Here is a 14,570-nt window from a genome sequence, read left to right as displayed (position 1 = left end):
CCCCTCCGGGCTCGCCTCCTCGGGGCCGGCGGCCCTGGGTCTGGTGAAACGAGCCCCTGCCGCGCCCCCATCCCCTGCGGGGACGAGCCTGCACGGCCCCGCCCCGGCCGTACGCCGGGTGCGGGCGGGCCGTGGTCGTCAGAGGTTGCCGCGCTTGGCCTGCTCGCGCTCGATCGCCTCGAACAGCGCCTTGAAGTTGCCCTTGCCGAAGCCCATGGAGCCGTGGCGCTCGATCAGTTCGAAGAACACCGTCGGTCGGTCCTGGACCGGCTTGGTGAAGATCTGCAGCAGGTAGCCGTCCTCGTCGCGGTCGGCGAGGATCTTCAGCTCGCGGAGCTGGTCGATCGGTACGCGGGTGTCGCCGACCCACTCGCCGAGCGTGTCGTAGTACGAGTCGGGGACGTCGAGGAACTGGACGCCGCCCGCACGCATGGTGCGGACCGTCGCGACGATGTCGTTGGTGGCGAGGGCGATGTGCTGCACGCCCGGCCCGCCGTAGAACTCCAGGTACTCGTCGATCTGCGACTTCTTCTTCGCGATCGCCGGCTCGTTGATCGGGAACTTGACCTTCTTGGTGCCGTCCGCGACGACCTTGGACATGAGCGCGGAGTACTCGGTGGCGATGTCGTCGCCGACGAACTCCTTCATGTTGGTGAAGCCCATGACCTTGTTGTAGAAGGCCACCCACTCGTTCATGCGGCCGAGCTCCACGTTGCCGACGCAGTGGTCGATGGCCTGGAAGGTGCGCTTGGCCGGGGGCTCCACCATGGGCTGGGCGGGGACGTAGCCGGGGAGGTACGGGCCGTCGTAGCCGGAGCGCTCGACGAGGGTGTGGCGGGTCTGGCCGTAGGTGGCGATGGCGGCGAGGACGACGGTGCCGTGCTCGTCCTTCACCTCGTACGGCTCGGCGAGGCCGGTGGCGCCGTGCTCGACGGCGTAGGCGTACGCCTTGCGGGCGTCCGGGACCTCGATGGCGAGGTCGATGACGCCGTCGCCGTGCTCGGCGACATGGTCGGCGAGGAAGCGGCCCCAGTCGGTGGACGGCTTGATGACGGAGGTGAGCACGAAGCGAGCGGCGCCGTTCGTCAGGACGTAACTGGCGGTCTCGCGGCTGCCGTTCTCCGGTCCGGAGTAGGCGACCAGCTTCATGCCGAAGGCCGTGGAGTAGTAGTGCGCGGCCTGCTTGGCGTTGCCGACGGCGAAGACGACCGCGTCCATTCCCTTCACCGGGAAGGGGTCGGCCTGCCGGGCGGTGTCGGGGGTGTGATCGATGGTCTCAGTCATGGCGGCAGGCTCTCTCCGTTTGGCAAGGTGCGCAATAGTTGGCGCCGGGGGTGGGCAATCTGCACAGGTGGAGGGCAGTATGGTCGGGCGTTCTGTACAGGATGACCACCCGGAGGCCGTCATGGCGATCGATCATCTGGACGGCAGGCTCATCGCACTGCTGGCGCGCGAGCCCCGGATAGGGGTCCTGGAGGCGTCGCGGCGGCTGGGGGTGGCGCGCGGGACCGTGCAGGCGCGGCTCGACCGGCTCCAGTCGAGCGGGGTCATCCGCGGGTTCGGACCGGACGTCGACCCGGCGGCCCTGGGCTACCCGGTGACGGCGTTCGCGACGCTGGAGATCAAGCAGGGCCAAGGGGCGGACGTGCGCGAGCACTTGGCGGGCGTACCGGAGGTCCTGGAGCTGCACACCACGACGGGTCACGGGGACATGCTGTGCCGGCTGGTGGCCCGGTCGAACGCGGACCTTCAGCGGGTGATCGACCGGGTCGTCGGTTTCGACGGCATCGTGCGGGCCTCCACGGCGATCGTGATGGAGAACCCCGTACCGCTGCGGATCATCCCGCTGGTGGAGCAGGCGGCGGAAGAGTAGGGAGGGCTTCCGAAGGAGACGACGAGGAACACCGGGACCACGCCGCTGGGCGGGGCCGGCGCGGGTTACCCGGTGGAGCGGGTGGGTCTCGTACCGGCGCTGCTGACGGTCGGCGGCCTCTACTTCGTGGCGACGCTGACGCCGGCGGTCTTCCCCTGTTGGCGCGGGCTGGACGGGACTGTCAGCAGCTCGGAACGGGCTTGCCCTGATCCAGCGCGCGCAGGGACGACACCGCGTCCTTGAGGGCGGTGACGGGGATGAGCCGCAGGTTCTCGGGCAGCTCGGCCTGGGCGTCCCCGCACTCGTCCTTCGGTACGAGGAAGACGGTGGCGCCGTCGCGGTGGGCGGCCTGCGTCTTGAGGGACACCCCGCCCACGGCGCCGACCGTGCCGTCGGCGGTGACCGTGCCCGTACCGGCGATCGTCCGCCCGCCGGTGAGGCCGCCCTGGATCTTGTCGATGATCCCGAGCGCGAAGAACAGCCCGGCGCTGGGACCGCCGACGTCGGCGAGGCGCAGCTCCACCTTGACGTCCTCGGGGCTCTTGCCGAGGTAGCCCAGGGCGGCCTGGACGGCGCTGTTCTGGGACTGCCGCATCTGGCCGGTGTTGTGCTTCTCGATCTCCGCGTCGGACTTGCCGGCCGGGTACACGGAGTCGCGCGGCAGGACGGCCCGGTCGCCGCGGAACCAGCTGTCGGCGACGTCCGCCAGGTCGACGTCCGCGCGGGGCCCGGTGGCCATGATGGTCGTCATCAGCAGCTCGCCGCGGGTCTCGCGGACGGGCACGCCGGAGATGGTGATGACCTGCCGGCCCTGGTGCTCCCCGAGCACGTCGGTGGTCGACCCGGGCTGCGCGAGGGTGTACGGCAACGGCGCGACCCCGGCGACGACGAGCAGCGCGGCGATCGGCAGGGCGCACAGGGCGAGAGCACGGGGACGCGTGAGACTGGAGAGCACGGTGCCAATCTATCGGCCCGCCCCCGCGCGCTGACGCGCCCCGCCCGCCCCGCCCGCCCCGTCACCGCAGGGCGTCGGCGACCTCCCGTGCCGCGTCGACCACGCGGGGCCCGACCCGTTCCGGTACGGCGTCGGCCAGCATGACCACGCCCACGCTGCCCTCGATGCCCGTGACACCCAGCAGCGGGGCCGCCGCGCCGCTCGCGCCCGCTTCCAGCTCGCCGTGCGTGAGGGTGTAGCCCGGGTCGCTCAGCACGCCCTGCCGGGCGGCGAGGATCGCGCGGCCGGCCGCGCCCCGGTCCAGCGGGTGGCGGAAACCGGCCCGGTACGCCACGTGGTAGTCGGTCCACGTCGGCTCGACGACCGCGACGGCGAGCGCCTCCGCCCCGTCGACCAGGGTGAGGTGGGCGGTGGCCCCTATGTCCTCGGCCAGCGCCCGCAGCGCGGGCAGCGCGGCCTCCCGTACGAGGGGGTGGACCTGGCGGCCAAGCCGCAGCACGCCGAGGCCGACGCGGGCCCGGCCGCCCAGGTCACGGCGCACGAGGGCGTGCTGTTCGAGCGTGGCGAGCAGACGGTAGACGACGGTGCGGTTGACGCCGAGTTTGTTGGACAACTCGGTGACGGTCAGCCCGTGGTCGGTGTCGGCGAGCAGCTTGAGGACGCGCAGTCCTCGGTCGAGCGTCTGGGATGTCTCCGCGGTCACGACGCCCTCTCCTTCGGAGTGAGTGACGGCGGGTACTCTCAACGGCGGATACGGCACCGGTCCCATCGGCGACGCACGGAGAGGCCGCCGGCAGGCATGGCGCACCGGCTGCGCTCCGCGGCGGCGCTGCCACGGAACGTTTGCACTGCGATTGCCGGGACAGTAGCGAGCGGCTCCGCTCAGCGGAAGACCTCGTCCAGAATCCGGGCGCAAGCGATTGCTGTACGGAAATTCCGTCCCGGTATGCGTGTTTTGCGATGTACGGCTCGCGCGCTCAGCGCATCCGTGTGGCCCACTCCTGGACCTTCTTGATCCGCTCCCGGATCTGCCCGGCCGTCGCCTCCGCGCTCGGCGGCCCGCCGCACACCCGGCGCAGCTCGGTGTGGATCACCCCGTGCGGCTTGCCGCTCTGGTGGACGTACGCGCCCACCATCGTGTTCAGCTGCTTGCGCAGCTCCAGCAGCTCCTTGTGCGAGACGACCGGCCGCCGCTCGGCCGGCAGCTCCAGCAGGTCGGCCTCCTCGGCCGGCTTCTGCCTGCTGTGCGCGATCTGCCGGGCCTGCCGCTTGCGCAGCAGCAGCTGCACCTGGTCGGGCTCAAGGAGCCCGGGGATGCCGAGGTAGTCCTGCTCCTCCTCGCTGCCGGGGTGGGCCTGCATGCCGAACTCGGCGCCGTCGTACAGCACCCGGTCGAAGACCGCGTCGGACTCCAGCGCCTCGAAGGGCAGCATGTCCTGCTCGCCGGTGTCCTCGTCCTGCTGCTTGTTGGCCTCGTCCATCTCCTTCTCGGACTCGGCGTACGGATCGTCCTCGCCCGCCTTCTTCGGCTTGTCGAGGGCGTGGTCGCGCTCCACCTCCATCTCGCCGGCGAAGGTGAGGAGGGTGGGGATGGTCGGCAGGAAGACGGAGGCCGTCTCGCCGCGCCGGCGGGAACGTACGAAACGCCCCACCGCCTGCGCGAAGAACAGCGGCGTCGAGATCGTCGTCGCGTACACGCCGACCGCGAGGCGCGGTACGTCGACGCCCTCGGACACCATCCGGACCGCGACCATCCAGCGGTCGTCGCCCTCGCTGAACTCGTCGATCCGCTTCGAGGCGCCCGCGTCGTCGGAGAGGACGACGGTCGCCCTGGTGCCCGTGATCTCGCGGAGGAGCTTGGCGTACGCGCGGGCCGAGTCCTGGTCGGAGGCGATGACGAGCCCGCCCGCGTCCGGGATGCCCTTGCGGACCTCGGTGAGCCGCTGGTCGGCGGCGCGCAGCACGTTCGGCATCCAGTCGCCGCGCGGGTCGAGAGCGGTGCGCCAGGCCTGCGAGATGGCGTCCTTGGTCATCGGCTCGCCGAGCTTGGCCGCGACCTCGTCACCGGCCTTGGTGCGCCAGCGCATGTTGCCGCTGTAGCTGAGGAAGATGACGGGCCGGACGACCCCGTCGCCGAGCGCGTTGCCGTATCCGTACGTGTAGTCGGCGGACGACCGCCGGATGCCGTCGTTGCCCTCCTCGTACGTGACGAAGGGGATGGGGTTGGTGTCGGACCGGAACGGCGTACCGGTGAGCGCGAGCCGACGCGTCGCGGGCTCGAACGCCTCCAGGCAGGCCTCGCCCCAGGACTTGGAGTCACCGGCGTGGTGGATCTCGTCGAGGATGACGAGCGTCTTGCGCTGCTCGCTGCGGTTGCGGTGCAGCATGGGCCGTACGCCGACGCCGGCGTAGGTGACCGCCACCCCGTGGTACTCCTTGCTCAGCGGCCCGGCGCTGTAGTCCGGGTCCAGCTTGATGCCTATCCGCGCGGCGGCGGCCGCCCACTGCTTCTTCAGGTGCTCGGTCGGCGCGACGACGGTGACCTGCTGCACGACATGGTGGTGCAGCAGCCAGGAGGCGAGCGTCAGCGCGAAGGTGGTCTTACCGGCGCCGGGCGTCGCGACCGCGAGGAAATCGCGCGGCTGCTCCTGGATGTACTTCTCCATCGCGGCCTGCTGCCAGGCACGCAGCTTGTTCGCGGTGCCCCAGGGGGCGCGGCCGGGGAAGGCGGGTGAGAGGTGATGGGAGGCGGTAGTAGTCACGGTCTCCGATTCGGTCTCTCGGCTGTTACGTACGACAACCGGGCCACCCTACCGGTGCCGTGACCCGCTCCCGGCCCGGACGACACCGGGCCGGGAGCAGTTGAGACCCGGGTCACAGCGCGAGGCCGCGCAGCCCTTCGGCGATGACCTTCACTTCGTCCGCCTCACCTGTGGCGACCGCGATCACCAGCCGCTCGGCCGCGTCGATGTCCGGCCGCAACTGCACACCGTTCATGGCGAGGAAGGTCACACAGGACAGCCACGCGGTGCGCTTGTTGCCGTCGACGAACGGGTGGTTGATCGCGAGTGACTGGAGCAGCGCGGCCGCCTTGTCGATGAGATCCGGATACGCCTCCTGACCGAACATGGCGGCCGCGGGCCGGTGCACCGCCGATTCGAGAAGCCCGGCGTCACGGACGACGACGCCCTGGTCATCGACCGCGTGTTCGGCGATGGCCAGGACGTCTTCCGACGACAGATAGACGCACGTCACTTGAGGCGCTCCATCAGTTCGTGCCACTTGGCGGCCTGCTCCTTGGCCGTCTTGCGCACGATGGCCTGCTGTGCCGTACGCGCGAGGTAGTCGTCGACCGCCTGAAGCACTATGGCGTGCATGCTGACGCCCTCCTGCTCGGCGCGCTGCCTTATGGCGTCGGTCTGGTCATCACGGAGGCGAAGGTTCATAGCCATACCAGAATGGTACCACCGCGTGGGGTCAGAGTGGTACTACGCTCTGGCGCGCCGACCGCCTACCGCACCCGCAACCGCGTCGCCACCCACGCCCCCACCACGGCCACCCCCGCCATCGGCAGGAACACCGCCGCGAAGGCGGCCGGGTGCGAGCCGCCCGTCACCACCGCGTGCCCGGCCGCCGAGCCGCCGCCCAGCGCCGCGAAGGCCGCGCCGCCGCCCGTGAGGAGCAGGGCGTTGGCGAGGCCGTCGGAGATCTGGAGGGCGGCCGAGTTGGCGCCCGCCTCCTCCGGCGCCGACAGCTTCAGCAGCAGCACGCTCGTGGAGGCGATGACCATGCCCATGCCGAGGCAGCCGAAGCCCCAGGCGACGCCCACGATCCACACCGGTACGGCGGGGATGAGCACGCTCGGCACGGTCACGATGGCCGCCGCGACCAGCAGCATCCCCAGCACCATCAGCCGCTCGCGGTACGGCTCCACGCGTGGCCGTGACTGGAGGTACGAGCCCAGTGCCCATGTCGCCCCGCCCACCGCCAGCGAAAGCCCCGCCATGGTGGGGCTCAGGCCCCGCTCGGTGACCAGCATCAGCGGCACGAACGACTCGGCCGAGATGAACGCCCCCGCCGCCAGCCCCCGCAGCAGCACCACCGACGGCAGCCCGCGCGCCGCCCGGTACGTGCCGCGCGGCAGCAGCCCGAGCGCGGCGGGCACCAGCAGGGCGGTGCCCGCCACCGCCGGGACCAGCGACAGCGGGCGGAGGTCCTGGCCCGCGTACTGGAGCAGGCCCGCGCCCAGCGAGATCCCCAGCGCCAGCCGGATGCGCCGCCCGTCGAACGCCACCGGCGCCTCCCGCTCGGCCGGCCCGGACGCCATCCGCCGTATCGCCGGCAGGGCGAGCGCCAGTGGCAGGACGACGAGCACGGGGATGCCGACGAAGACCCACCGCCAGCCCAGCCGCTCGGTCACCGTCCCGGCGGCGAGCGGCCCGACGACCGAGGGGATCACCCACCCGGCCGCGAACGCCGCCATGATCGCGGGCCGCAGCCGCTCCGCGTACGCCCGGCTGACGACCACGTACAGCGCCACGATCACCAGCCCGCCGCCCAGCCCCTGCACGGCCCGCCCGAGGATGAACAGCCACATCACCCCCGCCGTCCCGGACAGCAGCAGCCCGGCCCCGAAGGCGGCGATCCCGGCGGTCAGCGGCCCGAGCGGCCCGGCGCGGTCCGACCACTGACCGGACAGCACCATCGCGAAGAGGCTGGTGGTGAAGTACGCCGAGAACGCGAACGCGTACAGCGGAATCCCGTGCAACTCCCGCGCTGCCACCGGCATAGCCGTACCGACGGCGGTCGCCTCGAAGGCGATCAGCATCACCACGGAGATGATCCCGACACTGAGCGCACGATGCTGCCGCCCAAGAACACCGCCGGGCTTCTGCGGCCCGGCGGACATCCCTGTGCGACTGCTTCCCACAACGGTCATGCCCTCACCGTAAGTGGCATTCCCCCATCTGGCCCCTGTCCGTGGACCGGAGCGACCTCGTCCCATGGTCGTAGGCCGTGACCGCCGCCCGGCGGTCAGGTGGTGGGGACGGCGACCGCTGACTGGGGGCGGATGGGGAGGCGGTTGACGGGGCGGCCGGTGGCGGCGCGGACCGCGGAGGCTACGGCGGCCGGGGAGGTGACGACCGGGGCCGCGCTGGCGGGTTTGGCGCCGAAGGGGGCGACCACGTCGCGTTCCTCGATGAGCTTGACGATGCGGATGTCCGGGGCGTCCAGGGACGTCGGGAGCGCGTAGCCCGTGAGGTCCGGGTGGCGGACCAGGCCGCGGGAGGTGCGGAGGTTCTCGGTGAGGGCGGCGCCGACGCCCTGTGTGACGCCCGCTTCGATGCGGGTGGCGAGCTGGGCGGGGTTGAGGACGCGGCCCACGTCCTGGGCGACCGCCATCTCCACGACACGGATCGAGCCGAGTTCGATGTCGACGTCCACGACCGCGCGGATGGCGCAGAAGGCGAGGCCCACGAAGGCGTCGCCCTGGCCGGCGTCGTCCAGGGGTTCGGTGGGGTGGGGGCGGCACTGGGCGGTGGCCCACAGTTCCTTGCCGTCCATGGCCTCGGTGACGGTGGTGGACAGCACGCCGTCGTACGACGTGATCTTGCCGTCGGTGATCTGGAGCAGCTCGGTGGACATGCCGAACTTGTGGGCCAGGGGCTGGAGCAGCTGGGTTCTCACCATTTTGGCCGCGCGCTCCACCGCGCCGCCCGAGACCCAGGTGTGGCGGCCGTGCGCGGCCGGGCCGGCCGGGGGCTGGTCGGTGTCGACGGAGGCCACGTGCACGTCCTCGATGCCCAGGGTCTCCTGGACGATCTGGCGCGCGAGGGTGGAGAAGCCCTGGCCGGTCTCCACGGCCGCGCAGATGACCGTGGCGACGCCGTCGTGGACCTTGACCGTGGCCGTGGAGACCTCGTCCGCGCCCTCCGCGCCGAGCATGTGGACCATGCCCACCGCGTAGCCCACCCCGCGGCGTACGGCGCCGGGCTCGCCCGCGCCCTCCGGGCCGCCGGGCAGCAGCCAGCCGTGCTCCGGGGAGTCCTTGGGGAGGGCGGGCAGGGGGAAGTCCCGTACGGCCTGGAGGAGTTCCGCCACGGGGGCCGGACAGGTGACCGTCTGGCCGGTGGGCAGGATGTCGCCCGTGGCCAGCACGTTGCGCAGGCGCAGTTCGGCCGGGTCCAGGCCGAGGCGCGCGGCGAGCTTGTCCATCTGGGCCTCGTACGCCGCGCAGACCTGCATCGCGCCCTCGCCCCGCACATGGCCGGAGGGCGGGTTGTTGGTGCGCACGGCCCAGCCCTCGACGAAGGCGTGCGGCACGACGTACGGACCGCAGGCGAAGGCGACGGCGGCGGCGAGGGACTCGGAGGAGGCGTCGGCGTACGCGCCCGCGTCCAGGAGGATCTGCGCCTCGACCTTCACCAGGCGCCCCTCGGCGTCCGCGTGGTGGCGGTAGCGCAGCAGGGTGGGGTGGCGGTGGGCGTGGCCGAGGAAGGACTCCTCGCGGGTGGCGGTGAGTTTGACGGGGCAGCCGGTACGCAGGGCGAGCAGGCCCAGCGGAATCTGGAAGCCCGGGTCCTCGCGGTCGCCCGTCGCGCCCGGCACGCCGGTGACGACGACTTTCACCTGTTCCGGGGCGAGGCCGAAGCAGGCCGCCGCCAGGTCGCGGTCGGTGTGCGGGTCGGTGGAGGCGGTGTAGATGTCCACGCCGCCGTCCGGGCGGGGTACGGCGAGCCCGGCCTCGGCGCCGATGGGGGCCGGGTCCTGGCGGCCGATGCGGTACAGGCCCTCGACGATCACCTCGCCGGTCGCCTCCGGGTCGCCGTAGCGCAGCGGGATGTGACGGATCAGGTTGCCGTCCGGGTGGAGGGGCGGGGCCGCGAAGGCCTTCTCCGGGTCGGTGACGGGGTCGAGGATCTCGTACTCGACGGCGATCGCCGCGGCGGCCAGGCGGGCCGTGTCCGGGTGGTCGGCGGCGACCGCCGCGATGGCCTCGCCGTGGTGGCGTACGAGGTCGGAGGCGAAGACCGGGCGGTCGGCGACCGTGCGGCCGTAGGTGGCCTCGCCCGGCACGTCCGCGTGGGTCACCACGGCCCGTACGCCCGGCATGTCGGCGGCGGCCGTCGTGTCGATCGAGACCACGCGCGCGTGCGCGTGCGGGGAGCGCAGGAGCGCCGCCCAGAGCAGCCCCTCGGCCCACAGGTCGGAGGCGTACGGGAAGGTGCCCTCCGTCTTGGCGCGGGCGTCGGCGGACGGCAGCGACGCGCCGAGCCCGTGGGCCGGGAGCTCCTGCCGCGGGTCCTGGGGGCCGTCGACCGCCGGGATGGCGGTGGCCGCGTCGTTGCTCACGCCATGCCTCCGTCGTGCGGGTGGGGGATCTGGTGCGGGATACGGGCCTGTCCGGCGCCTTCTTCGGTGGCCTCGGCCGCCCCGGCCGCCTCCGCGGCGGCGCTCGCCGCGCGTCCGGCGACGACCTCCCGTACGGCGTCCAGGACGCCGCGGTAGCCGGTGCAGCGGCAGAGGTTGCCGCAGAGCGCCTGGCGGGTTTCCAGCTCCGAGGGGGCGTGGTTGCCCTCAAGGAGGTCGTGCACCGTCATGGCCATGCCCGGGATGCAGAAGCCGCACTGGACGGCTCCGCACCGGGCGAGGGCGCGCTGTACGTCGGAGGGTTCGCCGTCCGTGGCCAGCCCCTCGACCGTGCGCACTTCACTGCCGGCCGCGGTGGCGGCGGGCACCAGGCAGGAGGCGACGAGACGGCCGTCGACCTGGACGTTGCACGCGCCGCATTCGCCCTGCGAGCAGCCGTCCTTGGCGCCGGCGAGACCGAGCCGCTCGCGCAGGACGTACAGCAGGGACTCGCCGATCCACGCCTCGGTGACGGGGCGGTCCGTGCCGTTGACGCGCAGGACGTACGAGATGTGCGGGTGCTCGTCGCTGTCCGTGACGTGGGTGGGGGGCGCCTGAGAGACCTGCGGTTCCTCGGCCTGGGGGTCCGGGGCTGGGGCGTCCGGAGCTTGGGGTTCCTGGGCTTGGGGTTCCTGGGCTTGGGGTTCCTGGGCTTGGGGTTCCTGGGCCTGGGTTTCCGGAGACTCGGGCTGGGCTTCCTGTCTGGGGGGTGCCGGCTGGGAGGCGGTTTCGTCCGGCTCGGGGGCGGGTTGCCGGCCCGGCTCCTGGGCCGGTTCCTGGGCCGGGTCTTCCGGCGTCGGCGCCGCCGTCGCCCAGGGCGCGGCCGCGCCGCCCGGCAGCGTGGCCGGCGGGTTGCCGCTCGTCCACTGCGAGGCCAGCGCCGAGGTGTTGAACTCACCGGATTCGTCCGGAAGATCCCCCTGCGCGACCGGGATCGTCCACTGTCCGGTCAGCTCGGAGGGCGCGGGCGCCGGGGCGGGGACGGCGGGCGCGGGCGCCTCCTGGAAGTTCCACTGCGACGTCGCGTTCGGGTCGTGCGCCGCCCACGCCTCCGCCGGTACGTAGCCGTGCCCGGGGGCTTCGAGGGGAGCGCCGTCCGGCGACATGTCGGGCGGCAGCTGTACGAAGGCGGTCGCCTCGCTGTCGTACTCCCCCTGCGGGATCGGCTGCCAGCCGCCCTGCCCCTGCTCGTTCCCGTGCCCGTGCTCGGGTCCGTGCTCGCGTCCGTGCTCGTCGGTGGTCACGACAGCGCCCTCCCCAGTGCCCGTCGGGCCAGCGCGGCGACCGTGCGCCGCAGATGCAGTACGGCGGGCGGCAACCGCTCCTCGCCCGGCGGGTCCGGGATGCAGGCGGCCGCGACGTACTCCCCGAACGCCGTCAGCGCCTCCGGCGCCAGCCCCCGGTCGCCGTCCCAGTCGATCAGGGACGCGATCCAGCGCTCCGCCTCCAGCGGGCGCAGCGGCATCGGGGCGATCGCCCCGATCGCGCACCGCACGCCGCGCCGCGCCGGGTCCAGGACGACCGCGACGGACGCGGTGGCCCGCCCCGGGCCGGTGCGGCCGGTGGCCTTCAGGAACACCTGCGGGGCGTGCAGGAGGGGTACGCGTACGTAGCCGATGAGCTCGCCGGGCGCGAGCAGTTCGCGGCCCGCCAGCAGGTGCGTCACCGGGATCTCGCGCCTGCCGCCCGGGCCCGCGACGACCAGGTCCGCCTCCAGGGCGGCCAGCACGGGCAGGGTGTCGCCGGTGGGGGCGGCCGTGACGATGTTGCCGCCCAGGGTGCCCGCGTTGCGGATCTGGGGGGGTCCGGCCGCGCGGGCGGCCGCGGCGAGGGCGGGGATGAGCGCGGCGAAGTCGGGGCGGCCCATGCGGGCGTGGGTGAGGCCGGCGCCCAGCAGGGCGTGGCCGTCCTGGTACTGCCAGCCACGGATCTCGTTGACGCGGCCGAGTCCGACGAGGCCGGCCGGGCGCAACTGTCCCTTGTTGACGGCGGCCATCAGATCCGTACCGCCCGCCACGGGCACGGCGGCGGGCATGGCGGTCAGTGCCGCCACGGCCTCGTCGAGCGTGGCCGGCAGCGTCACGGACTGCGCCGCCCGCGGTGCGTGCGTGGTCAACCCAGCTGCCCCTTCCCGGTGTCCCGGCTGTCCCGGCTGTCCCGCCTGTGTTGCCGTACCGTACGTGCTCACAGCCCGGACGTGGCAACTCTGGCACATCTTCCGGGCCGGTCGACGCGAGGGTCCGCGAAGGACGCATCCGCCCCGGACATCCCATGACCTGCGAGATGGACCGGTTTGCCACGCCATCGGCGGCACGCGCGGATTGCCACTTCTCGGCGACCTTGTACGGCTTTCCCAGGCGGCCCCACGGTCGCAGGTACCGAGCGCGGGCGCGTGCGCCTTTCCGCCGGGCTCACACGTTTGGGGGCGCCCCCTCGATCGGGCGTCCGAGCACCCCTGGGCGCTTCTGCCACGGCAACGGGCCGGTGGGCGGGCGGTAGTCGACGCCGAGCGCGTCAAGACGGCGGTAGTGGACGGTCATTCGGCGCTCGAAGTCCGCGAGGTCGCGCTCGGCGGGGGCAGGCAGGCGGGTGGACCAGGCGACTTCGGCGAAGGCCGCCAGGCGGGGGAAGACCTGGTAGTCGACGCGGGAGCGGTTCTCCATGACCTCGGTCCAGACGTTGGCCTGGGTGCCCAGGATGTGCGCGGCGGCCTGCGGGGACAGCCGCGGGGGTACGGGCTCGAAGCGGTAGACGTCCTCCAGGGTGCGTACGTAGCCGATGGGCACCGGCTCGTCGACGCCGCCGTCCTGCCGGTGGTCGAGGTAGACGTGCTGCTCGGGGCACATGACCACGTCGTGCCCGGCCTCGGCGGCGGCGATCCCCCCGGCGTACCCGCGCCAGGACGACACGGCCGCGCCGGGCGGAAGGGTGCCCTCCAGGATCTCGTCCCACCCGATCAGGCGGCGGCCCCTGGCCGCCAGCCAGCGGTCGAAGTGGCGGATGAACCAGGCCTGGAGCCCTTCCTCGTCGGCGAGTCCGAGCTCCTTGACGCGGGCCCGGGCGGCCGGGGACGCCTTCCACTGGTCCGCGGGGCACTCGTCGCCGCCGAGGTGGACGAAGGGCGACGTCTCCACGGGGAAGAGGCCGAGGACTTCCTCCAGTACGCCTTCGTAGAAGCGGAGGGTGTTGTCAGTGGGGGCGAGTACGTTCGGGTTGATGCCCCAGGTGTCCCGGACGGGGAGGGTGGTCGTGTCGATGACGTCGGTGTTGCCGAGGTGCGGGTACGAGGCGATGGCGGCCTGCGAGTGGCCGGGGATGTCGATTTCGGGGACGACGCGGATATGCCGCTCGGCGGCGTACGCGACGATCTCGCGGATGTCGTCCTGGGTGTAGTAGCCGCCGTGCGGTGTGTCGTCCCAGAGGTCCGAGGCCCCGTGCCCCCGCTTCGTACGCGGCCGCCAGGCGCCGACCTCGGTGAGCCGGGGGTAGCGCGTGATCTCGATGCGCCAGCCCTGGTCGTCGGTGAGGTGGAGGTGGAGGACGTTGAGCTTGTGGGCGGCCAGGAGGTCCACGTACCGCAGGACGTCGTCCGTGCGCAGGAAGTGGCGTGCCACGTCGAGCATGACGCCGCGCCAGGAGAAGCGGGGCGCGTCCTCGATGGTCTGGTGGGGGATGGCGTGGCGGGCCCCTGGGGCCGCGCACGCCCGCCGGTGGGCGGCCGGGCCCAGGAGTTGACGGAGTGTCTGGGCGCCCCAGAAGACGCCCGCCGCGCTGCCGCCGAGGATCTCGACGGCGGACGAGACCGTGAGCCGGTAGCCCTCGGGCGGCAGGGACGGGTCGGTGCGCAGCGTGATGGTGCGGTCGGCTCCGGCCGTGCCGGGCAGCAGGTCGCACCCGAGGGCGGCGCCCACGGTGGCGCGCAGCCACCGGGCGACGCCCTCGGTGCCGGGCGACGCCGCCAGCGCCGTTTCCGTACCGAGGTTGAAGGAGGCGCGGTACGGCCCGTCGAGGTGCGACGGCGCGGGGATGAGGTCCATCGGGTCGTCAGTCCTTCACCGCGCCGCCGAGCCCGGACACCAGGCGGCGCTGTACGAGTACGAAGAAGGCGAGGCCAGGCTGCGGCTGTACGGGATCGCGGTGGGCGGCGCGTACACGTACGGCGCGCTGCCCTTCGTCCGGGCGCACGGCGGCGAACCGGCCACCGAGCAGGGCGGTTCCGGTCATGTGGTGACCGAGGCGCGCGCGGTGGGGTCGGTGTCCTTCGCCTCCGCCCAGCCCGTCAACTCCGCGCCGACGTCGGCGAGTCCGCCGTCCCGCACCTACCCGGCGGAG

13 protein-coding genes are annotated in these 14,570 nt (G+C 72.9%); 1 reads left to right on the top strand and 12 read right to left on the bottom strand.

The window, feature by feature from the left end:
- Positions 1-138: 138 nt before the first annotated feature.
- A complete protein-coding gene (gene hppD / locus QWM81_RS06400) occupies positions 139-1,284 on the bottom strand; it encodes a 4-hydroxyphenylpyruvate dioxygenase (protein WP_290110602.1) in 1,146 nt (381 codons plus the stop codon).
- A gap of 121 nt (positions 1,285-1,405) precedes the next feature.
- Here hppD and QWM81_RS06395 point away from each other — a divergent pair, with 121 nt between their 5' ends.
- Complete coding sequence (locus QWM81_RS06395) at positions 1,406-1,873, top strand: Lrp/AsnC family transcriptional regulator (protein WP_290110601.1); 468 nt, start codon at positions 1,406-1,408, stop codon at positions 1,871-1,873.
- Positions 1,874-2,054: 181 nt separating this feature from the next.
- Here QWM81_RS06395 and QWM81_RS06390 read toward each other — a convergent pair whose 3' ends face one another.
- The 11 genes from QWM81_RS06390 to QWM81_RS06340 all read right to left on the bottom strand — a co-directional run bounded on the left by QWM81_RS06390 (position 2,055) and on the right by QWM81_RS06340 (position 14,462).
- Complete coding sequence (locus QWM81_RS06390; RefSeq protein WP_290110600.1) at positions 2,055-2,828, bottom strand: S16 family serine protease; 774 nt, start codon at positions 2,826-2,828, stop codon at positions 2,055-2,057.
- Positions 2,829-2,889: 61 nt separating this feature from the next.
- On the bottom strand, positions 2,890-3,531 hold the full coding sequence (locus tag QWM81_RS06385) for an IclR family transcriptional regulator (RefSeq protein ID WP_290110599.1): 642 nt from the start codon (positions 3,529-3,531) through the stop codon (positions 2,890-2,892).
- Positions 3,532-3,805: 274 nt separating this feature from the next.
- Positions 3,806-5,590 (bottom strand): DEAD/DEAH box helicase, encoded by a 1,785-nt coding sequence (locus tag QWM81_RS06380; RefSeq protein ID WP_290110598.1) that lies wholly within the window; start codon positions 5,588-5,590, stop codon positions 3,806-3,808.
- 112 nt (positions 5,591-5,702) lie between these two features.
- Positions 5,703-6,083: a type II toxin-antitoxin system death-on-curing family toxin gene (locus tag QWM81_RS06375; RefSeq protein WP_290110597.1), complete on the bottom strand. Its 381-nt coding sequence runs from the start codon at positions 6,081-6,083 to the stop codon at positions 5,703-5,705.
- Positions 6,080-6,280: a ribbon-helix-helix protein, CopG family gene (locus tag QWM81_RS06370; protein ID WP_084894464.1), complete on the bottom strand. Its 201-nt coding sequence runs from the start codon at positions 6,278-6,280 to the stop codon at positions 6,080-6,082. Before QWM81_RS06370 ends, QWM81_RS06375 begins: the two co-directional genes overlap by 4 nt.
- Positions 6,281-6,339: 59 nt before the next feature.
- Entirely contained in the window at positions 6,340-7,767 is a 1,428-nt protein-coding gene (locus QWM81_RS06365; protein ID WP_290110596.1) for an MFS transporter, read from the bottom strand.
- A gap of 95 nt (positions 7,768-7,862) precedes the next feature.
- On the bottom strand, positions 7,863-10,181 hold the full coding sequence (locus QWM81_RS06360) for a xanthine dehydrogenase family protein molybdopterin-binding subunit (protein ID WP_290110595.1): 2,319 nt from the start codon (positions 10,179-10,181) through the stop codon (positions 7,863-7,865).
- The gene (locus QWM81_RS06355) at positions 10,178-11,482 is read right to left on the bottom strand and encodes a (2Fe-2S)-binding protein (RefSeq protein WP_435372333.1); all 1,305 of its coding nucleotides are present in this window, start codon (positions 11,480-11,482) and stop codon (positions 10,178-10,180) included. Before QWM81_RS06355 ends, QWM81_RS06360 begins: the two co-directional genes overlap by 4 nt.
- The gene (locus QWM81_RS06350) at positions 11,479-12,354 is read right to left on the bottom strand and encodes an FAD binding domain-containing protein (RefSeq protein ID WP_290110594.1); all 876 of its coding nucleotides are present in this window, start codon (positions 12,352-12,354) and stop codon (positions 11,479-11,481) included. The genes QWM81_RS06355 and QWM81_RS06350 overlap by 4 nt, the downstream gene beginning before the upstream one ends.
- Before the next feature lie 295 nt (positions 12,355-12,649).
- Complete coding sequence (locus tag QWM81_RS06345) at positions 12,650-14,275, bottom strand: beta-N-acetylhexosaminidase (protein ID WP_290110593.1); 1,626 nt, start codon at positions 14,273-14,275, stop codon at positions 12,650-12,652.
- A 7-nt stretch (positions 14,276-14,282) separates the two neighbouring features.
- Positions 14,283-14,462 (bottom strand): hypothetical protein, encoded by a 180-nt coding sequence (locus QWM81_RS06340; RefSeq protein WP_290110788.1) that lies wholly within the window; start codon positions 14,460-14,462, stop codon positions 14,283-14,285.
- Positions 14,463-14,570 lie beyond the last annotated feature (108 nt).

It is taken from the genome of Streptomyces ficellus (assembly GCF_030406405.1).
GTDB lineage: Bacteria > Actinomycetota > Actinomycetes > Streptomycetales > Streptomycetaceae > Streptomyces > Streptomyces ficellus_B.
This window is presented reverse-complemented; position numbering and strand designations above follow the sequence as displayed.

What these genes read in the sequence shown, in the direction of transcription:
- hppD (WP_290110602.1), bottom strand. Translation starts at nt 1,284, where the DNA reads ATGACTGAGACCATCGATCACACCCCCGACACCGCCCGGCAGGCCGAC.
- QWM81_RS06365 (WP_290110596.1), bottom strand. Translation starts at nt 7,767, where the DNA reads ATGACCGTTGTGGGAAGCAGTCGCACAGGGATGTCCGCCGGGCCGCAG.
- QWM81_RS06340 (WP_290110788.1), bottom strand. Translation starts at nt 14,462, where the DNA reads ATGACCGGAACCGCCCTGCTCGGTGGCCGGTTCGCCGCCGTGCGCCCG.
- QWM81_RS06370 (WP_084894464.1), bottom strand. Translation starts at nt 6,280, where the DNA reads ATGGCTATGAACCTTCGCCTCCGTGATGACCAGACCGACGCCATAAGG.
- QWM81_RS06395 (WP_290110601.1), top strand. Translation starts at nt 1,406, where the DNA reads ATGGCGATCGATCATCTGGACGGCAGGCTCATCGCACTGCTGGCGCGC.
- QWM81_RS06345 (WP_290110593.1), bottom strand. Translation starts at nt 14,275, where the DNA reads ATGGACCTCATCCCCGCGCCGTCGCACCTCGACGGGCCGTACCGCGCC.